Raw genomic sequence first — 20,253 nt, 5'->3', positions numbered from 1 at the left:
AAAATCAGGCCTCCTTGACGGTCTCGGACTTGGCGCCGCCCTTGACAGCCAGGAAGGCGTCGAAGCCATCCTTGCTGAAGACGACATCCTCGGCCGTGACCACATCGTAGGTGTTGAGCTGATCGGCGAAGAGGACATGGACGGTGGGCAGGTTCCTGACGGAGAGCCACTCGTTGATGTTCTCACGGGACAGCACGACGGTGGTGAATCTGTTGTCGACCAGGGGCAGCAGGGCTGCCTTGGCGGCCTTGGTGGACGGGGTCTCGCCAATGCCGAAATCGACCACGTGCACGCGTCCGGCGTTGACCCGGTCGGACAGGACGTAGCGCAGGGCTGCGGCCTTCATCTTCTTGGGGGTGCGCTGGGAGTAGTCGCGCGGCTGGGGGCCGTGGACAATGGCGCCACCGGTCCACTGGGGAGCGCGGATGGAGCCCTGACGAGCACGACCGGTGCCCTTCTGCTTCCAAGGCTTGCGGCCGCCGCCGGAGACGGTGGACCGGGTCTTGACCGAGTGCGTGCCCTGGCGGGCAGCAGCCAGCTGGGCGACGACCACCTGATGGATCAGCGGCACATGCGAGCGGACATCCTCCTCGGCAATGCCGAAGATCTGCTCGGGCGCATCCACGGTCCCGGTGTTCTTGCCCTGGGCGTCGGTGATGTTCAGAGTCAACTTAGCCATGGTTTCAGGCTCCCTTCACTGCCGAACGAACCAGGACGATGGCGCCGCGGGGCCCGGGCAGGGCACCCTTGATGGCGATGACGCCCTTCTCGGCATCTGCGGAGACGATGGTCAGGTTCTGGACGGTCGAGGTGTCATGACCCATGCGGCCGGCCATCCGCTTGCCCTTAAGGATGCGGCTGGGCGTTGCGCAGGCGCCCACTGAACCGGGGCGGCGCTCGTTCTTGTGCGAGCCGTGGGTGCGGCGGTAGGACTTGAAGCCCCAGCGCTTGATGGTGCCGGCAAAGCCCTTGCCCTTGGTGGTGCCGGTCACATCGACCTCGCTGCCCTCGGGCAACAGGTCCAAGCCCAGCTCCTGGCCGGGCTGGTAGCTGTCGGCATCGGCGGTGCGGACCTCGACCAGGTGACGACGCGGGGTCACTCCGGCCTTGGCGAAGTGGCCAGCCAGCGGCTTGGTCACCTTGGTGGGGTCGATCTGCCCGTAGCCGATCTGGATGGCCTGGTAGCCGTCCTTCTCCTGGTTCTTGACCGCGGTCACCACGTTGGTGGACACGTCCACCAGGGTCACCGGGACGAAGAAGCCGTTCTCGTCCCAGACCTGGGACATGCCCAGCTTGCGGCCCAGGAGAGCCTTGCGGTTCCTCTGCTCTTCAGCCATGCGGTTTCCTCCTCCCCTACAGCTTGATCTCAATGTTGACGTCCGCCGGCAGATCGATGTGCATCAGCGAATCCACAGCCTTGGGCGTGGGATCCACGATGTCGATCAGGCGCTTGTGGGTGCGCATCTCGAAGTGCTCGCGGGAGTCCTTGTACTTATGAGGAGAACGGATGACGACATACACGTTCTTCTCAGTCGGCAACGGAACGGGGCCAACCACAGTTGCGCCCGCGTTCGTCACCGTCTCGACGATCTTCTTCGCCGATTGGTCGATGACCTCATGGTCATAGGACTTTAGCCTGATGCGGATTTTCTGTCCCGCCATTGCCGTCCGCCCTTTCTAGCGATCTATGAACTGATTACCCAGTCTGTTTCGAGGGCACGGAACGACGGCCGCAAGGAGACATTCCTCCCGACAGGCCTCAGCCGGATCCATGCGCAGCCGTGGAGAATCCCGTGGGGATGGGACTCCTCGCTGCACCCGCTATTGTGATTGACAAAATGCGAGCCCAAAACAGGCAACTTTCTTATTAAAGCACGAGGGTTCCCCTAGAAGAATCCGGGCGTGTCGCACCGATTCCTGGGGAACCCACGACTCGATTATGGCCCTGTCAGGCCCGCTGGGAGGCCTCCTGGACCACATCCTCATCCTGGCGGGCAACCCTCATCCGGTGGCCCTCCTCCTGGCTGACCCCGTAGTAGGCTGCCACGGCGATGTCCTTCATATCCTCAATCAGCGGAATGCGGGGGTTGGCCGGCGTGCACTGGTCCTCATAGGCGCGCATGCCGATCTGATCCAGGGACTGCCAGTAGAGCTCCTCGTCCACTCCGGCTGCCTGGAAGGAGGCATCCATGCCCAGGCGCTCGTCCCTGTAGGATTCCACAGCACGGGCCAGGAGCTCCACGCCCTCCTCTGGTGCAGCGGATTCGATGCCCAGCACATGGGCCATCTGCCTGTAGCGCTCCGGGGCCACATACTCGCTGTACTTGGGCCAGCTGGTAGGCTCGTCCGGGACCCGTCCGTTGTAGCGGATCACATAGGGCAGGAGGATGGAGTTGGCCCGCCCATGGGCCACATGGCAGAGGGCTCCGATGGTGTGCGCCATGCCGTGGCACATGCCCAGGAAGGCCGAGCCGAAGGCCATGCCGGCCATGGTCGCCGCATTGTGCATCTTCTCCTGGGCCCGCACCTTGGCCTCGCCGCCGGCGGTGCCCACGGCAGGCTCCAGGTTGTCCCAGATCAGCTTGGCCGCATGCAGGGCCATGGCGTCGGTGTAGTCATTGGCGTAGACCGAGACGAAGGCCTCCATGCAGTGGGTCAGGGCATCGAAGCCCGAGTCGCAGGCCAGCTGCTTGGGCTGGGTGCGGGCCAGAACCGGATCCACGATGGCCACGCTGGGGGTCAGGGCGTAGTCGGTGATGGGGTACTTGTATCCGGTCTTATGGTCGGTGATGACCGCGAATGGGGTGACCTCCGAACCCGTGCCCGAGGAGGTGGGAATGCAGACCAGCCTGGCCTTGGTGCCCAGGGGCGGAATCTTGAAGGCCCGCTTGCGGATGTCGAAGAACTTCTCGCGAACATCGGCAAAGGAGATCTCCGGATGCTCATAGAGCAGCCACATGATCTTGGCCGCGTCCATGGGACTGCCACCGCCCACGGCGATGATGGTGTCGGGGCCGAACTCTTCGCGCATCATGGCCGCACCGCGCTCCACCGTCTCAACGCTGGGCTCGGGCTCTACATAGTCGATGATGCGGAAGGTGACCGGCTCGGGCCGGGCCCGCAGCTGATCGATGATCTTGTCGACGATCCCCAGCTGCTCCATGACCTTGTCGCATACGATGACGGCCCGGCGGATGCCGAACATGTCGCGCAGGTAGCGGACGGAGTTGGGCTCGAAGTAGGTCTTGGCCGGCACCTTGAACCACTGCATGTTGTTGTTCCTCCGCGCGATCCGCTTGATGTTGATCAGGTTGACCGCCTGGACGTTGCCCGAGACGGAATTGCCGCCGTAGGAACCGCAGCCCAGGGTCAGGGAGGGGGCGATGGCATTGTAGATGTCACCGATGCCGCCCAGGGAGCTGGGCTGGTTCCAGACAATCCGGCAGGCGTGCATGCGCTGCCCGTACTCGCGCACCAGCCTCTCGTCATCGGTGTGGATGGCTGCCGTGTGCCCGGCGCCGTAGCGCAGCATCTGCTCGCAAAGGGCGAAGCCCTCTTCCTTGTTGCGGGCCTTGAGCACGGCCTGCACCGGAGCCAGCTTCTCCAAGGTCAGGGGTTCCACGGGGCCCACCTGGTCGCATTGGGCTGCCAGGATGGTCGCGTCCTCGGGGATCTCGAACCCGGCTTGACGGGCGATGAACTGTGGAGACTTGCCCGGAACCTCGGAGTTGAGCCTGGGAGCGGGAGCGTCGTCACCAGCATGGGCCCGCACGCCGAACATGTACTCCTCCAGCTTGGCCTTCTCCTCGGGATTGACGAAGTAAGCCTTGCGCCGCTTCATCTCCTCGATCACCCGGTCATGCACATCCTGATGGGCGATGATGGCCTGCTCCGTGGCGCAGATCATGCCGTAGTCGAAATGCTTGGACAGGATCAGGTCGTTGACGGCCCGGGGAACGTTGACCCTGCGATCCACATATGCCGGAGCATTGCCGGCTCCTACACCCAGGGCAGGCTTGCCCGAAGAGTAGGCGGCCTTGACCATGCCAGGACCGCCGGTGGCCAGTATGGTGGCCACGCCGGGGTGCTGCATGAGCGCGCCGGTGGCCTCGACTGAGGGGTGCTCGATCCACTGGATGCAATCGTGCGGAGCGCCCGCCTCGATGGCTGCGTCGCGGACGATCCGGGCCGCCTCCACCGAGCAGCGCTGGGCGTATGGGTGGAATCCGAAGACGATGGGACAGCGGGTCTTCAAAGCCAGCAGCGACTTGAAGATGGCAGTCGAGGTGGGATTGGTCACCGGGGTCACGCCGGCTACGACTCCCACCGGCTCGGCCACCTCGATGATGCCGTCCACGTCGTTTTCGTTGATGATGCCCACGGTGCGCTGCTTGGCCAGGTAATTGGTCACATGCTCGCAGGCGAAGATGTTCTTGGTGGCCTTGTCCTCCACCAGGCCGCGCCCGGTCTCCTCCACGGCCATCTGCGCCAGGGGAAGGTGCTTGTTCAGGGCCGCGATCGAGGCCTTGGCCACGATCCGATCGACATGCTCCTGGTCGAGCTCTTCAAAGGCGCGTAAAGCCGACTGCGCGCGGACGACCAGGGCATCAACCTCCCTGCGGGCCAGCTCACTGCTGTCGGGCTGGCCGCCTTCCCTGCCAGCTGCCGGCTCCTTCACTTGATGGTCATGCTTCTGCTTCTGCGTTCCAGCCAAGATATTGGCCCTCCTCATGTTCCGCGAATACCGATGAGGGCCAGCAGAAAGTCTGAGGCGGTCTCAGACCGCGCCGGTCCACGAAAGGCATCCGTCATAACGTGACGAAAGTCACAATATAGACCAGAGGGGGCACCATTGAGCCCCAGGATGAGCGAACGTTCGCTTGAAGCGTGTCGTGTGGGAATTCGTGGTTTTTCTGGTCATTTTCCGCACCCGAACGTGCACTTTGCCGTTCGCTTCAGACTGGGCCGTCCAGGTATGAACAGGCATGAATCCAGGCATGAAAAATCCCCAAGGTCCGGGGGAACCTCGGGGATGGAAGAAACTGCAGACGTCAGCGCTTGGAGAACTGCGGGGCGCGACGGGCCTTGTGCAGACCGGCCTTCTTGCGCTCCACCACGCGGGCGTCACGGGTCAGGAATCCGGCCTTCTTCAGGGCAGGACGGTTGGCGTCCCGGTCGATGGCGTTCAGGGCGCGTGCTACGCCCAGACGGACTGCGCCGGCCTGGCCGGTCACACCGCCGCCCTCGACGCGCACAACCACGTCGAATTTGTTCTCAAGCTTGAGCAGCACGATAGGCGAGTTGACCTCGCGCTGGTGCAGCTTGCTGGGGAAGTACTCCTCCAGGGTGTGTCCGTTGATGCTCCACTTGCCAGAGCCCGGAATCAGACGGACGCGGGCGACTGCCTCCTTGCGGCGGCCGGTGCCGTAGCCCGGCTCGATGGCGGAGGTGCCGGTGCCTGCGCCGGCGTTGGTCTCGGAAGTGTAGGAAGCGCTGGTCTCCTCGGCCTCAAGAACCGCGGAGCTGTTGTTGTTGTCAGCCATGGTGATTATCTCCTCTGGTCCTACTTGGCCTGCTGGGCGACCTGATGGATCTTGTACTCAATGGGCTGCTGCGAGGTGTGAGGATGCTCCTCGCCTGCGAAGACCCGCAGCCTGGTCAGCTGGACCTTGGCCAGCTTGTTCTTGGGCAGCATGCCCTTGACCGCCGTCGTGATGATGCGCTCGGGGTTGTGCTCCATCAACTGCCCGTAGGAGTCGCGACGCAGACCGCCAGGGCGGCCGGAGTGGGTGTAGAGCACCTTGTCGTTCTTGTTGCCCGTCAGCACCATCTTGGACGCGTTGATGACGATGACGTTGTTGCCGGAGTCGGCGTATGGCGCATAGGTGGGCTTGTTCTTGCCGCGCAGCAGATCGGCCACCTGGGCTGCCAGACGCCCCAGCACCACACCGGAGGCATCGACGATATACCAGTCATGTGTCAGATCGGCTGGTTTCGGGGTGAAAGTCTTCACGATTCAACCTTTTCCTTGCATTGTGTTTCGGGCTCTCCGCGCCGCATGCTGCCATGCTGGCCGAAAGCCATGTATTCCGTGGGCTCCCTGAAAGTCCTAGACGGCGAGTGGGAAAAGCGCTTTGAGGACCCCTTAGGGAAACACAACAATCCATTATTGTAACGCCTGTGGGCCGTTCGTCAAAATTCGCGTCGGCACCGGTCTCAGCGCGAGGCGGCTGCCCGTGCCACCTGCCCGTCCGGGTCCTTGCGCAGGGCCTCAAGGGTCGCCTGCCCGGTGTTGGGATTCAGGGCCACGGCCCGGCGCACCATGGCGGCCAGCACATGGGGGGCGTCCTGCTCGTCGCGAGTGCCCAGAGCCCCGAGAAAGTCCAGGGTATCGGCATCGGCCCGATTGTCCTGGGCGCCCTCCAGGCGCATCTTCCAGGAGGTCATGGGGTTGGTCAGCGCAGCAGCCCTGACACCAGCGTCCTCGTCCTTGGTGAGCAGACCGACCAGCCAGTTCTTGTCATCCTTGTTGGCGGCCACCGCCCGTCGGACCTCAGGGCTGGAATCCTGGGAGAGCTTGACCAGAATGTTGGGGAATGGCATGGTCTGCGCCAGGTAGACCCTGTCCTCCACCGGCGTATGCTCATTGCCAGCCACTGCCTCCAGCAGTGCCGTGAAGCGCGAGAAGGCGGCCTGGTCGGACCTGTCGGGCAGGGGGCTGCGGGCGAATTCGTGCAGCTCGGCCGTATCCGTGGAATGCCTGAGCCTTTCATAGAAAACGGTCAGGGCCTCATGGGGCTTGCCGGCTGATGGGGATTCGGTGTCCGGTTGGTCCTGGGGATTGGTCATGCGGCCAGCTTAGGTCCTCTCCTTGATATCAGACCCGGCCCGGGATCCCCCTTAGCATGGAGATAGTGCAAGAACCGAGGAGACGACAGGCATAGGAGGCAAGCCGATTTGCTCACCATACTGGATACGCCGCAGAAACCGGCCACGGGTTCCCTTACCGAGCGGAAGTCCGAGTTCATCGGCCAGGCCTGCCATGTGGAGGACCAGCAGGCGGCCATGGCCTTCGTCCAAGAGGTCCGTTTACAGCACCCCAAGGCCCGGCACGTCTGCCACTGCGCGATCTGGGGACCGGAAGGCCGCACCAGCGAACGCATGAGCGATGACGGGGAGCCCTCCGGGACGGCCGGCAAGCCCATACTTGAGGTCATGCGTCGGCGGGGAGTGACCGACTGCGTCCTGACGGTGACCCGTTACTTCGGGGGGATCCTTCTCGGGTCAGGAGGGCTGATCCGGGCCTACTCCTCAGCAGCCTCCCTGGCGCTCAAGGCGGCAAAGCAGGCACGTGTGCTCCCGACCCAGCGATTCGCGATCACCGTGGACTATCCGGAGTACGATCCTCTGCGCCGTCTGATCCGCACCTCCGGGGGGCACGTGGAGACCGAGGACTTCACTGATCAGGTCCGGCTGATCTACGACCTGGAGCCCGCAGCGGTGCCGGCCTTCCATGGTCGGCTGGACGACCTTCTGCAAGGCCGGGCAGAACCCAGTGCACTGGGCGAAGGCCAAAGACTTATTCCCCTGTCTGGGGACCAAGCTTCATCTGCCACATGATCGGCGGGACGGGCCATGCAGCCATTGCCCAGCTGTGATCTGCCCTGCCGGACAGGCTCACGCCAAGCATCTTCGGTCCGCCGCCTCACAGACTCGGACCTTTCCAGGCCGCAGCTCCACAAAGTCTATGGGAATAAACGTCTTTGGCAATGGATCCCCAGTAATGAATAGGACCGGTGATCGTGCAGAATCAGCGATCACCGGTCATCTGGCGGAGACGAGGAGATTCGAACTCCTGGACCGCTTGCGCAGTCAACACCTTAGCAGGGTGCCCCTTTCGGCCACTCAGGCACGTCTCCATGCAGGCTCCCGATCCAAGGCCTTAGCCCCAGAGTTTTGGGAACAAAACAATAGATTACCATGATTGACCGACCTGACTCGCCGGCGCGACAGGATGCAATGAAGCACAGGACAGATTCGTTCATTTTCATGGATAAAAACCAGAATTGTGAATCTTTTCTAAGAATTTACGTTTGAGAATAATTTATTGCATGTTCCTCTGGGGCCCCCTTATATCATGGAGCCATGAGTACCGCACCGAGGCTTGCAGCCGCCAAGAAAGACTGGGGACATGACGAGACCGGCTGCACGGTGCTGCACATTGACATGGATGCCTTCTACGCCTCCTGCGAAGTCGCCCGACACCCTCAATTGCAGGGCCGGCCGGTCATCATCGGCACCGGACGGCGTTCGGTGGTCTCCGCGGCCAGCTATGAAGCCAGGGCTTTCGGCATCAACTCGGCCATGCCCCTGGCACGTGCCGAGCGACTGTGCCCTCAAGGGGTGTTCCTCCCGGTCGACATGACCTATTACCGGAATATCTCACGAAGGATATTTGATACGGTTTTCTCACGAATTACTGATCAGATCGAGCAGGTCTCAGTAGATGAATGCTATATGGACGTGTCCGGGGCGCTCATGCGCTGGGGCATGCCCACGGCCATCGCCCGGTGGATTCGAGCCAGCGTGGCCCGACAATTCCACGTGACCTGCTCGGTGGGCATCGCCACCAACAAGCTGGTAGCCAAGATGGCCTCCACCAACGCCAAGCCCGACGGCATGCTGCTGATCCCCAAGGCCCGGCAGGCCGAGTTCGTCCAGCTGATGCCCCTGCGCGGCATCCCCGGCATCGGACCGGCCCTGGAGAAGCGGCTCAACGCCTGGGCCATCAAGGACGTGGCCGACCTGGCCACCATGAGCGAGCGGGATCTGACTCGGGCCACGGGCTCGAACCTTACAGCCAGGAAGCTGGCACAGGCCTCACACGGACTGGACGACGATCCGGTCCAGCCGCGAGCGCCGGAGAAATCCCTAGGCGCGGAACGCACCTTCCTGCACGACACGACCAGCATGAAGCAGGTCTGCGACCTCCTGCGCGTCTGCAGCAACGAAGTGGCCACCGGACTGCGATCGCACGACCTGATCGCCCGAACCATCACCGTCAAACTGCGCTTCGATGATCTGCGCTATATGACCAAGGCCCACACCCTGGAAACCCCGGTCAACTCAGCCAACCGCATCTATCCGCAAGCAGTCGGCCTGCTCAAGGCCATGCTGGGGCTGCCCGATGGTGTGCCCATGGACACACCCCTGCCCAGGCTGATCCGTCTGGCCGGTGTCAGCGCATCCGGCCTGAGCCGGGTGGAGGACACTCCCATCCAGCCGTCCTTGGACGACATCATCCACGAGAGCAAACGCCGCACCGGCAGCGAGGCCCAGCGCCTGGATCAGGCAGAGGCCACCATGGACTCCATCAGGAACCGCTACGGCAAGGGCTCAGTCAGCATGGGCCTCTAAGCGGCGCTCCGCAGACGCCCCAGGGCCAGATCCAGCTGCTCGTCAGTGATGGTTGACGAGAACCGCAGATAGCGGCCATCCCCGTAGAACTCCCCCGGGCTGGCCAGGATCCCCAGACGGGACAGTTCAGCCATGTCTGCCCAGCAATCGCCCGAACGGGCTTGTGCCCAGATATAAAGGCCGCCTTGAGGCATGACGGCATCGTATCCGTAAGCTCCGAGAGCTTCAGTCAGTGCATGCAGGCGACGAGCATAGACATCGCGCTGGGCCGTCACGGCCTCGCCATCCTCCAGAGCGGCCTGCATGGCCCCTTGCACTGGACCTGGCACAATCAGTCCGACCTGCTTGCGGTAGGCGGTCATGGCCTTCACCAGTTGAGCATCGCCTGCCACCAGGGCAGCCCTGTATCCGGCCATGTTGGACTGCTTGCTCATTGAGTACAGGCACAGTATCCCGCTGGCATCGCCGCCACAGACTTGAGACTCCAAAATGCAGGGTGAGGCTTGGGCGGATCCTGACCAGTCCAGCAGGGCATAGCACTCGTCACTCAGGACCGTAGCCCCTATCGAACGGGCTGCCCGTACAATCTTCGCCAACCCGGCTCGGTCGATGACCCGTCCACTGGGGTTGCCCGGTGAATTGATCCATATGGCTCGCACGCCGGGCAGGTCCACCCATGAATCCGTATCAGCCGGATCATCCACGGTCGTCACCTGGGCCCCGGCCAGCTGGGTTCCGATGGCATAGGTGGGATAGGATACCCTCGGCTGCACTACCCGGTCCCCCGGCCCCAGATGCAGGAGGGAGGCCATGAGCGCCACCGCCTCCTTGGATCCGACGGTGGGAACCAGGTCCGCTCCCAGGGCATCCAGATCGACCCCGCGGCAACGGCGGAACCAGTCGGCCACGGCCTGCCTCAGAGGGCCATCACCGGCAGTTTTTGGATAGCCTCGTGCCTGGCCGTCATCCGCAGCCGCAGCCAAGGCCTCCCTGACCGACCTGGGCACAGGATCCACCGGCGAACCTACCGACAGGTCGACCAGGCCGCCGGGGCATTGCTCAGCACGCCGCCGATAGGGGTCGATCCTTGACCAGTCGTAGGGGGATTCGAAAGAGTGGAAACCCATGGTCCGCCTTTCTCCTATAAATAAGCCGCGGTGGGATGGCTCCCGTCCGCGGCTCGTCGGCCTGAATCGACTACTTGTTGGGCGGCAGGGCTGCCACACCCTCCGGATCGTGATCGTAGGGGCCGACCGCGGCAGCGCCGCCGGCATCCCCCACCTGGGCGAAGAAATCAGTCGCCGCGTCCTTGTACCAGGTCCACTCCTCGGGCAGGTCGTCCTCGTAGAAGATGGCCTCCACCGGGCAGACCGGCTCGCAGGCGCCGCAGTCCACGCACTCGTTGGGGTTGATGTAGAGCGAACGGACGCCCTCGTAGATGCAGTCCACCGGGCATTCGTCCACGCAGGCCTTGTCCTTGACGTCCACGCAGGGCTGAGCGATGACGTAGGTCATGGGTTACCTCCTGAGTATGCGAGTATTCACTCTACACTGCAGCGCCGACGCTCCAGGTCAGTCCAGACCAGCCTGGGTGGCCTTGGATATCTTCCCGCTGAGCTGATGACGGCCAAGCAGGGAGTGCCGGTAGGAATAGCCGAAGTAGATGGCCAGTCCTGCAGCCAGCCAGACCACGAACCGGATCCAGGTCAGCACGGTCAGGTTGAGCATGAGCCAGAGGCAGGCCAGGGCGATCAGAATGGGAACCCAGGGGTTGCCGGGCATCTTGAAGGACCGGGGCAGGTCAGGCCGGCGCTTGCGCATGATGGGCAGGGAGATGGCCACCAGCAGGAAGGCCGAGAGCGTGCCGATGTTGACCATGTCGGACAAGACGTCTATGGGGAAGCAGGAGGCCACTACAGCCACCACAATGCCGCCCAGGATCTGAATGCGGGCCGGCGTGCCATGACGGCCGGTACGGGACAGGGCACGCGGAAGAAGCCCGTCCCGGCTCATGGCGAAGACGATGCGGGTCAGCCCCAGCAGGAGCACCATGACCACGGTGGTCAGCCCCACCACGATGCCGAAGGAGATGATCTTGGCGGCCCAGGGAGCACCGACCATCTCGAAGCCTGTGGCCAGGGAGGGATTCTTGGCCTTGGCCAGATCCTTGTAGGAGACCATGCCGGTGGTGACGATGGCGACCAGGATGTACAGGGTGATGACGATCAGCATGCCCAGGCCGATTCCGCGGGGAATGGTCTTATGGGGCTCCTTGGCCTCCTCGGAGGTGGTGGCGACAATATCGAATCCCACGAAGGCGAAGAAGACCAGGGCCGCGCCTGAGAGGATGCCGGGGATACCGTAGATGGTGGGCTGCATGCCTGAGACCCACTGCCAGAGGGGCTGGCCCATGATTCCCGGCACGCTGGCCCCCGGAACGGCAGAAGCCGGCTCAGAAGGCGGGATGAAGGGCCGGTAGTTGTCCAATTTTACGTAGAAGAAGCCCACCACGATGACGAAGACCACGATGCCGATCTTGAGGACGGTCAAGGCGCCGTCGAACCGGGCTGAAAGCTTGGTGCCCAGGACCAGAAGGACCGTGAAGAGGGTGACGACCACCAGCGGGGCCAAGTCCACATCCAGGCCACCCAGATGGAAGCTGGAGCTGAAGGAGGTGCCGCCCATCAGATGGATGAAGTCGTTCAGGTAGACGCCCCAGTACTTGGAGATGACCGAGGCGGCCATGAGCATCTCCAGAATCAGGTCCCAGCCGATGATCCAAGCCACCAGTTCGCCCATGGTGTTGTAAGTGAAAGTGTAGGCCGAACCCGAAACCGGGATCATGGAGGCGAACTCCGCGTAGCACATGACGGCCGCCGCACAGACGATGCCTGCGATGACGAAGGAGATGATGACAGCCGGACCCGCATGGAAGGCCGCTGCCTGGGCCCCCACCGAGAAGATGCCCGCGCCCACGGCCACTGCGACGGCCATGATGGCCAGATCCCAGGTGGTCAGCGTCCGCTTGAGCGACCTGCCTTCCTCCCCGGTCTCTGCCAGGGTCTGTTCAACCGATTTCTTCCTGAATAATTCCATCTTGCTCCCGACTCATGAGTCCCGCTCCGGCGAGTAATCATAGGATATGGTGCCATACAAAACCGAAATACGCTCAATACGTGAAAGCAGGAGCTACCAGGCCAGGTCGATGCCTGGGGTAACAGGCTCGGGAATCAGATGGATGCCGAAGGTGGAATCCACACCTTTCTGGATGGCACGGGCCAAGGCCACCAAGTCGTCTGAGCGAGCACCTCCGCGGTTGGTCAAGGCCAGTGTGTGCACATCAGACAGGGCGGCAGCCGACCCCTCTTCCAGGGCGAATCCCCTGTGGAAGCCTGCATGATCGATCAGCCAGGCTGCTGAGGTCTTGACCAATGCCGAGTCTTCGACAGGATAGCGCGGGGCATCCGCCGGCAGGGCATCCGCGGCCTTGCGACTGATGATCGGATTGGTGAAGAAACTCCCGCAGCTATGACGGTCAAGCAGCACCCGCTCGCCCCTGGGCCCGTGAAGGTCATCCTGGACTGCCTCCAGAGCCTCTTCCAGGTCGGAGGTCCGACGGCAGGATCCCATCCAATCGGTCAGATACCGGTAGGGATCCTCCAGCATCCCCTTGCCTGCTCTGACGGTCAGAACCGCCCGGCGGATCCGCTCCAGGGGAAGGGTTGCCCCGACCTCCACACCCAGGGCCCTGGCCAGCTGGGCGGAACCCACCTGAGAGGCGGACCCATGTCGCAGGACCAGGGTGACCGAAAGGACCACGTAGCGCGGCGTGGGGAAGAACCGTGCGTCGGGCACAGCCGGCGCCTGATACATGGTCTGCTTGAGCAGGGAGGTCCTGTATCCGAAATCCAGATCCGAGGCCCGCAGTTCGGCGGTGACCTTGTCCTGGCGGTCCCAGACCTCGACCGAGTCGACCAGGCGGCCGACCTCCTGGCCGTAGGCGCCGATGTTCTGGACCACCGAGGCCCCGACAGTCCCGGGGATGCCGGACAGTCCCTCTGCCCCGATCAGGTGCATGCGCACGCAGTAGGAGACCAGATCATCCCAATTGGTCCCAGCCGTTGCGTTGATGTGAACAACAGGAGCACCACCTTCAGGCGGAGCCACCTCGTCGGGCACGCTGATGTCCTGACGGGTGTCACGCACAACCACGCCGGGAAAATCCTGGTCGGAGGCCAGCAGGTTGGATCCCCCGCCGATCAGGCAGAGGGGCAACCCCTTGGAATCCGCGTCCTCCACAGCCTCGATCATGCCCACACGGCTTTGGGGCTGAACGAAGGCGGCCATGCTCCCGCCCACACCCACAGTGGTGATATCGGCAAAGGTCGGAATGGTGTCTCTGGAGGATACGTCAGACATGCAATTCACTGTATCATCGTCCCCTTATGAGGGCCTCTCCCGAGCAGGAGCCATGCCAAACCTGGGATGCCCCCTGTCACCCTTGGCGATCATCAATCGGTCATACTCGGATAGCAAAGCAAGGGCATCAAGGTGACTGCGAAGTCCTGTCTGACCCCCCTATCAGCTTTTCCTATAGCTTTCGCAAGACCCGCGCGGGGCCAGGGGACGATTAGCGGCGATAGATATTACCTATATGCCAGGTCGTTGACTGGCCTGCTTCCTGGGGGTTTTATGTGACAAGAGCTTTGGGAAGGGGAATCTCCAAAGCCCTGTTTCCGGACGAAGGGCACCGGAAATACCTGGACACCCGACCGGGCATCCATAGGACACGCACCAGGAAACGAGCATGCAATGACAGAAGACAGACGAACCCAGTTCCACCAGATAGCCCATGACCAGGGGAAACAAGCCTGGCTGACCTCTGCCTGGCAGCACCATATCGGACACGAGTACGGTGCTGAGAATTTTGCCGCAGCCACCTTGGACTTCGTTCGCAAGTGGGATTGGGACTGGGTCAAGATCAACCCGAGGGCCATCTACTACGCCGAGGTCTGGGACGCAGTCTACGACAAGGATCACTATGACTGGCTGATCCCGCGCACCGTCCGCACGGCCATCCAGGAGGCAGGGGATATCGCCCGCATCGATCACCGCGACCCTGAAACCAATAAGGTCCTCCAAGAGCAGATCCAGGCTGCAAGAGGCATCCGAGACGGCCTTGAGGACCGAGCAGTCATCGACACGGTCTTCTCCCCTCTCTCGGTCCTCCTTCAATTGGGCGATCTCCCCCTCTACCCCGAGGGGCAGGGCTCCGCGCAGGAGGATGACAGGGGCCTGAACAGGCAGACGCTGATCTTCGACCAGCCCGAGGCGGCCAAGTCGGCGCTGGACAACATCGCCCGGACCCTTGCCGACTACGCAGCTCTGCTGGTCAGCCCCAAGGAGCAGGGCGGGGCTGGTCTGGACGGCATCTTTTTCGCCGAGACGGGCCTGGCCAGCCATGGCTACTTCAACCAGGCGCAACTGGAGGAATGGGCCAAGCCCTATGACCGGATCGTGATCCAAGCGGTCAGACAGGCCAATCCGGAAGCCCTGGTCCTGGTACATACCTGCCGGGAGGATGCCCATCCCGAAGAATTCACCGATCTGAATCCCGATTTTCTCCACTGGGACCAGTTCCGCCCAGGCAATCCTGAAATCAGCACCGACTTTCCTGCTGTACCCGTGGGCGGAGCCGACTTCGAACTCTTCAACCCAGGCGGCGACGTGGACCAGATCCGCCAGGAATTGGATCAGACCATCCGGGCCCGTCAAGGCCGTCCCTTCCTCCTGGCGCCCTCATGCACCATCCCAACGCCCGCCGACGAGGAGGCCCTGCGCCTTCTGAGCGGAACCCGGGCCCCCGAGCAAGTCTGAAACCACAAACAACCCACCGACATCAACCGTCAAACTCCAAGGGAGACATCATGGTCATCACATCAAAGCAGCACCGGCAGCACCGTGGCACCATCAGGGCAATGGTTGCCCTCATGACCACCATGGCCATGGCCGGAGCGCTGTCGGCCTGCGGATTGGGAGGCGACAAGGGCTCCTCCGCAGGATCGTCAGACCATGTGACCATCGCTGCCATCTACCCTAAGACCGGTCTCTACGCCGAGTACGGCAAGATGTTCCAGCAGGGCTTCGACCTGGCCAAGGACCAGGTCAACAAGAAGGGCGGAATACAGGGCAAGCGCCTGGACATCGACTACTACGACACCCAATCAGATGCCAAACAGGACGCCGCCGTTGCCCCAAAGATCGCCTCCGACAAATCGGTCATCGCCGTTGTGGGCGACTACTCCTCGCCGGCCTCCTCAGCCGCATCGCCCATCTTCCAGCAGGCCGGGCTGGTCCATTACGGCTTCAACAACTCCTCGCCGACCTTCACGAATTCGGGTGATCATGTATGGACACCTCAAATATCGCAGAAGACCTACCAGGAAGCCAACGCTGAGGCGGTGTCCAAGCGAGCCAAGAAGATCTCCGTCGTCTATATAGAAAACGACTGGGGGAAGGAATCCTTCCAGTACTTCAAGGAGGCTGCGGAACGGCTCGGGGTGCAGATCGTCTACCAGTCCTCTTATCTGCCCGATTCCACGGACCTGACTCCAATACTGATCCCGGCCAAGAATGCCGCCCCCGAGGCCGTGGTGGACATCGGTTACGGACCAGATGGGGCGCTGATCGCCAACACCCTGCGGGACAAACTGGACTATAAGGGACCCTTCTTCGGCGGTCAGGAGACCAAGGAGTTCCTCTCCCTGACCGGAGCGAACGCCCAAGGGGCCATCATTACCGGCGTCTTTTCGGCAACAGGCACCAAGGATGCGAAAGCCAAGGCTTTCGTCAAGAGCTTTGAGGACCGGTATCACACCGTCCCCGGCAACTTCGAAATCACTGCCTACCAAGCCATCAAGGACCTGGCCTACGCTGGCGAGAAGACCAGCCCCACCAGGGAGGGCATCCAGGAGGCCCTAGGCAAGGTCAAGGACTTCCCGCTCTACCAAGGCCAGGGAGGGACTTTCCGGTTCAACACCAAGACCCGCCGGGCGGATACGATCAAGCCCATCCTCCTCCAGGTGGATCAGGGCAAATTCAAACAGATCGAGGAGTGAGCAGCGATCATGGTCGAGACGCTCTTTTCCGGACTCATCCACGGCGGTGTTTACGCTCTGGCCGCCGTGGGTATGTCCCTGGTCTTCGGAGTGACCAATGTGGCCAACTTCGCACAAGGGTCGCTGGTGGCAGTCGGGATGATGACGGCCTGGTGGGTAGGCTCCTCCCTAGGCTGGGGACTCGTTCCCACCATCCTGGCCGTCGTCCTGGTCACGGGCCTGGTCGGCCTGGTCACCAACCTCCTGGTCATCACTCCCCTGGAAGGCCGACAGCCGATCGCCGCGCTCCTGGGCACCGTGGGTCTAGGACAGGTGCTGGATAACGGGATGCAGCTGATCTTTGGCTCTCAGACCCGGGCCTTCCCCCAGCTGCTGCCCACCCACAACCTGCATGCCCTGGGCATCAGCTTCGGCACCTCCGACCTGGTCATGGGTCTGGTTGCCCTGGCCAGCATGGTTGCGCTCTGGGCCTTCTTGACCTATGGCAGGACCGGACAGGCCATCAGGGCCACCTCCCAGGATTCCCAGGCCGCATTGCAGATGGGAGTACCTGTCACCTCCATTCGCACCATAGCCTTCGTTATCGGCTCGGTCCTGGCGGGCATCGCCGGAATTTTCATCGGCCTGTTCAAGACGAACATCAACCCCATGGACGGCAACGCCATCGGCATGACGGCCTTTGTGGCCGCCGCCATCGGCGGGCTGGGCTCCATCCCCGGAGCCATCATCGGTGGCCTGGTGCTGGGTTTGGCCGAGGCCGTCGGCGTAGGACTCTTCGGCGATGGCGTGCACGACCTGATCACCTTCGGCACCCTCCTGTTGGTTCTGATTCTCAAGCCCTCGGGATTCCTGGGCCGCAAGGCAGACATGGGCAAGGAGCCCATGACCGGAACCCTCCCGGAAGCCGCCACACCCATCCGACTGCCGCTTTGGGCCAACCTCGGCCTTGCGGCAGCCGCTCTGGCCACCCCCTTCATTTTCTCCGACCATCTGGCCGGCATCGGGACCCAGGTTGCCATATACGCCATTGCCGCAGTGGGCCTGACGCTGATCTCGGGCTCGGCCGGGCAGACCATCCTGGGGTTGGCGGGACCTGTGGCCGTGGGAGCCTACGCCTCGGCCCTGTTGACCATGCGTCTGCATTGGCCTTTCACGCTCTCCCTGCTGGGCGCGGCCGTCATCGCCGCCCTGGCCGCATCCCTGCTGACATTCCCGGTATGGAAGCTCAGTGGCCACTATGTGGCTATCGCCACCATAGGGGTGGGAGCAGTCATGGTCGCCATCATCCGCATCTGGGAACCTCTGACCAGGGGCTCGCTAGGTCTGCAGGGCATTCCCCTGCCGACATTCCTGGGCAAGCCGCTCTACACCCAGCAGATGCAGTACCTGCTGGATCTGGTCATTCTTCTTCTGGTCCTTGCAGTGACCTCCCGGATCCGGTCCTCACATCTGGGCCACGTCTTCGAGGCCATCGGCGAGGACGGACAAGCGGCCTGGTCCCTGGGGATCAGGACAGGGGCCTACAAGGCGCTGGCCTACGCCCTGGCATGCGGGTCGGCAGGTATCGCAGGAGCCCTGCTGGCACACCAGTACACCTATATCGACCCGACCCTCTTCAATCCGACCATGTCGACCCTGATCCTGACCATCATCGTCCTGGGTGGGATGAAGTCCCCGACCGGAGCCGTGATCGGCTCCCTGATCCTGGTAGGCGCCCCTGAACTGCTGCGCATCCTGCCCGAGGTGAGAATCATGGCCTACGGACTCGTCCTGATCATCTTCATCATCTGCAGACCACAGGGTCTGTTCTCAACCAAAAGGAGGGCATGATGACGGGCAGCCGACACAATCCCGAACCTGTACGCGACAATCCCGATCAACCCCTGCTCAGCGTGCGCGATCTGAGCAAGAGCTTCCAGGGACTGCAGGCGGTGGCCGACGTCAACATGGATCTGGCATCCGGCCAGGTGATAGGCATTATCGGCCCCAACGGATCAGGAAAGTCCACGACCATCAACCTGATCTGCGGATTTCTCAAGCCCGACTCGGGCCAGATCAGCCTTAAGGGGCGCACCGTGACCGGCCTGCCCGCTACGGACATGGCCGAGCAGGGGGTGTCCCGCACCTTCCAGAACGGCAGGGTCTTTCCGACCATGAGCGTTGAGGAGAATGTGGCCGTAGGATTCCATAGACGCCTGGAAGCCCGCAGACCCTTTCGCCGCCTGGAGCGGTGGCCCGTCCTGCGATGGATCCCCCTGCTGACGCAGACCTGGCTGACGCTGGTGCCCGGTCCCGCTTGCCGGAGGGAGGCGGTCGTCGAGCGCAAGGCCGTCCAGTCTGAAATTGACAGATTCAGCGAGCGCCTGGAGGAGCATCGCACCCAGGCCGCCTACACACTCTCCTACGCCAACCGGCGACGCACCGAGATAGCCAGAGCCCACGTCAGCTCACCCGACATCCTGGTCTTGGACGAGCCCACGGCAGGAATGAACCAGTCGGAGACCGCCGAGGTGCTGCAGCAGCTCCTGGAACTCAAGGCCCAGGGGCAGACCATGCTTCTGGTGGAGCACAAGATCGACCTGATCGAAGCACTGTGCGATCAGGTCATCGCCATGGACGGCGGCAGGATCATTGCCTCCGGACTTCCCAAGCAGGTCAGTGCCGATCCCCGCGTCATCACCGCATACCTGGGCGACCGCAGACCCCGCAACGATGCCCCCATGAACGGGCAGGCGGATGTCCTGGCTCGGCAGAACGCCCTGGCTCCGGCCACCATTGCAGAACCGACCGATGGCCTGGATCCCGACAGCACCGGAACCAGGTTAAAAACCAAAGCTGAGGAGTCTGATGGCGATGGTGGGAAGCCAACCGCCGAGGAAGATCGAACATTGCTCTCCCTGGATGCCGTCGATGTGAGCTATGGCCCGGTCAAGGCCTTGGACCATGTCAGTCTTCGCGTTCCTCAGGGCGGCATCGTCTCGCTTCTGGGCGGGAATGCATCGGGCAAGTCCACAACCATGAAGACCATCCTGGGCCTGCTGGCTCCAAAGGAGGGGACCATCCGTTTGGATGGACAGGAAATCACCCACACCCCCACCAAGGATCGGGTCCGTTCCGGAATCGCCTCAGTTCCGGAGGCAAGAAGGGTCTTCGCGGCCATGAGCGTGGAGGAGAACCTGCGTATGGGCGCCTACACCCAAAGGGAGCGCAATCAGATCGAACAGGATCTGGATACCATATATGAGCGCTTCCCCCGCCTGGCCGAACGCCGCGGGCAGCAGGCCGGCACCCTGTCAGGAGGCGAGCAGCAGATGCTGGCCTTCGGCAGGGCCCTGATGAGCCATCCCCGGCTGATATGCATGGACGAGCCGACCATGGGCCTCTCGCCCAAGCTGGTCGACCAGGTGCTTGAGCAGATCGCCTCCCTTCGGGACCAGCTGGGCATCTCCATCCTTCTGGTCGAGCAGCAGGCCGAGCTGGCCCTGTCCATCGCCGACTACGGGTACGTGCTGCAGAACGGCCTGATCCGTCTGGAGGGGCCCGCCCGACAGCTCTTGAATGATGAACGTGTCCGCCAGGCATACCTGGGCAAGGCAACCTCCCGATAGCGGGCAATAAGGAACACCTATGAGCGGAGCCTTGCCCGAGACCCTGAAAGAAGATTCGATGGTGGGCTAGCAAGGGATTCCCGACCGGACACAAGCAGAGGAAGACACCC

Annotated in this window: 17 protein-coding genes and 1 tRNA gene; 6 read left to right on the top strand and 12 right to left on the bottom strand. The window is 62.7% G+C overall.

Features of this window, described 5'->3' with window-relative positions:
* Positions 1 to 4: 4 nt before the first annotated feature.
* The 7 genes from rplD to ACUIAH_RS08010 form a co-directional block, all read right to left on the bottom strand.
* Entirely contained in the window at positions 5 to 679 is a 675-nt protein-coding gene (gene rplD / locus ACUIAH_RS08040) for a 50S ribosomal protein L4 (RefSeq protein ID WP_015022358.1), read from the bottom strand.
* 4 nt (positions 680 to 683) lie between these two features.
* Positions 684 to 1,337 carry a 50S ribosomal protein L3 gene (rplC, locus tag ACUIAH_RS08035; protein WP_015022359.1) on the bottom strand — a complete coding sequence of 218 codons (654 nt, stop codon included), beginning with the start codon at positions 1,335 to 1,337 and terminating at the stop codon, positions 684 to 686.
* Between the two features lie 16 nt (positions 1,338 to 1,353).
* Positions 1,354 to 1,662 (bottom strand): 30S ribosomal protein S10, encoded by a 309-nt coding sequence (gene rpsJ / locus ACUIAH_RS08030; protein WP_006295278.1) that lies wholly within the window; start codon positions 1,660 to 1,662, stop codon positions 1,354 to 1,356.
* Between the two features lie 286 nt (positions 1,663 to 1,948).
* Entirely contained in the window at positions 1,949 to 4,714 is a 2,766-nt protein-coding gene (gene adhE / locus ACUIAH_RS08025; RefSeq protein ID WP_445340925.1) for a bifunctional acetaldehyde-CoA/alcohol dehydrogenase, read from the bottom strand.
* 337 nt (positions 4,715 to 5,051) lie between these two features.
* On the bottom strand, positions 5,052 to 5,543 hold the full coding sequence (gene rpsI, locus ACUIAH_RS08020; protein WP_015022361.1) for a 30S ribosomal protein S9: 492 nt from the start codon (positions 5,541 to 5,543) through the stop codon (positions 5,052 to 5,054).
* Positions 5,544 to 5,563: 20 nt separating this feature from the next.
* On the bottom strand, positions 5,564 to 6,013 hold the full coding sequence (rplM, locus tag ACUIAH_RS08015) for a 50S ribosomal protein L13 (RefSeq protein WP_024626794.1): 450 nt from the start codon (positions 6,011 to 6,013) through the stop codon (positions 5,564 to 5,566).
* A gap of 203 nt (positions 6,014 to 6,216) precedes the next feature.
* Positions 6,217 to 6,849 carry an AbrB family transcriptional regulator gene (locus ACUIAH_RS08010; RefSeq protein WP_445340924.1) on the bottom strand — a complete coding sequence of 211 codons (633 nt, stop codon included), beginning with the start codon at positions 6,847 to 6,849 and terminating at the stop codon, positions 6,217 to 6,219.
* A gap of 108 nt (positions 6,850 to 6,957) precedes the next feature.
* Between ACUIAH_RS08010 and ACUIAH_RS08005 the strand changes: the two genes are divergently transcribed.
* The gene (locus ACUIAH_RS08005; protein WP_445340923.1) at positions 6,958 to 7,620 is read left to right on the top strand and encodes an IMPACT family protein; all 663 of its coding nucleotides are present in this window, start codon (positions 6,958 to 6,960) and stop codon (positions 7,618 to 7,620) included.
* Between the two features lie 209 nt (positions 7,621 to 7,829).
* On the opposite strand, the gene ACUIAH_RS08000 is transcribed toward ACUIAH_RS08005, so the two are convergent.
* Positions 7,830 to 7,919 (bottom strand) — tRNA-Ser (locus tag ACUIAH_RS08000).
* A 226-nt stretch (positions 7,920 to 8,145) separates the two neighbouring features.
* Here ACUIAH_RS08000 and dinB point away from each other — a divergent pair.
* Positions 8,146 to 9,417: a DNA polymerase IV gene (dinB, locus tag ACUIAH_RS07995; RefSeq protein WP_045924820.1), complete on the top strand. Its 1,272-nt coding sequence runs from the start codon at positions 8,146 to 8,148 to the stop codon at positions 9,415 to 9,417.
* Here dinB and dapC read toward each other — a convergent pair.
* The 4 genes from dapC to ACUIAH_RS07975 form a co-directional block, all read right to left on the bottom strand.
* On the bottom strand, positions 9,414 to 10,544 hold the full coding sequence (gene dapC, locus ACUIAH_RS07990; protein ID WP_445340922.1) for a succinyldiaminopimelate transaminase: 1,131 nt from the start codon (positions 10,542 to 10,544) through the stop codon (positions 9,414 to 9,416). The two genes, dinB and dapC, sit on opposite strands and share 4 nt — an antisense overlap.
* 70 nt (positions 10,545 to 10,614) lie before the next feature.
* Positions 10,615 to 10,932: a ferredoxin gene (fdxA, locus tag ACUIAH_RS07985; protein WP_015022367.1), complete on the bottom strand. Its 318-nt coding sequence runs from the start codon at positions 10,930 to 10,932 to the stop codon at positions 10,615 to 10,617.
* 57 nt (positions 10,933 to 10,989) lie between these two features.
* Entirely contained in the window at positions 10,990 to 12,513 is a 1,524-nt protein-coding gene (locus tag ACUIAH_RS07980) for an amino acid permease (RefSeq protein WP_045924822.1), read from the bottom strand.
* A gap of 93 nt (positions 12,514 to 12,606) precedes the next feature.
* Positions 12,607 to 13,836, bottom strand: coding sequence for an FAD-binding protein (locus tag ACUIAH_RS07975; protein WP_445340921.1), 1,230 nt, complete (start codon positions 13,834 to 13,836; stop codon positions 12,607 to 12,609).
* A 393-nt stretch (positions 13,837 to 14,229) separates the two neighbouring features.
* Between ACUIAH_RS07975 and ACUIAH_RS07970 the strand changes: the two genes are divergently transcribed.
* The 4 genes from ACUIAH_RS07970 to ACUIAH_RS07955 are packed head-to-tail and all read left to right on the top strand — an operon-like array spanning position 14,230 to position 20,143.
* The gene (locus ACUIAH_RS07970) at positions 14,230 to 15,294 is read left to right on the top strand and encodes a uroporphyrinogen decarboxylase family protein (RefSeq protein ID WP_445340920.1); all 1,065 of its coding nucleotides are present in this window, start codon (positions 14,230 to 14,232) and stop codon (positions 15,292 to 15,294) included.
* Between the two features lie 50 nt (positions 15,295 to 15,344).
* Positions 15,345 to 16,535: an ABC transporter substrate-binding protein gene (locus ACUIAH_RS07965; protein ID WP_445340919.1), complete on the top strand. Its 1,191-nt coding sequence runs from the start codon at positions 15,345 to 15,347 to the stop codon at positions 16,533 to 16,535.
* A gap of 9 nt (positions 16,536 to 16,544) precedes the next feature.
* Positions 16,545 to 18,365 carry an ABC transporter permease gene (locus tag ACUIAH_RS07960; RefSeq protein ID WP_445340918.1) on the top strand — a complete coding sequence of 607 codons (1,821 nt, stop codon included), beginning with the start codon at positions 16,545 to 16,547 and terminating at the stop codon, positions 18,363 to 18,365.
* Positions 18,362 to 20,143, top strand: coding sequence for an ATP-binding cassette domain-containing protein (locus ACUIAH_RS07955; protein WP_445340917.1), 1,782 nt, complete (start codon positions 18,362 to 18,364; stop codon positions 20,141 to 20,143). Before ACUIAH_RS07960 ends, ACUIAH_RS07955 begins: the two co-directional genes overlap by 4 nt.
* The last annotated feature ends 110 nt before the right edge of the window (positions 20,144 to 20,253 follow it).

This window comes from Bifidobacterium sp. ESL0820 (assembly GCF_052606235.1).
The sequence above is the reverse complement of the archived record's forward strand: the minus strand, read 5'-3'. Positions and strand labels throughout refer to the sequence as shown.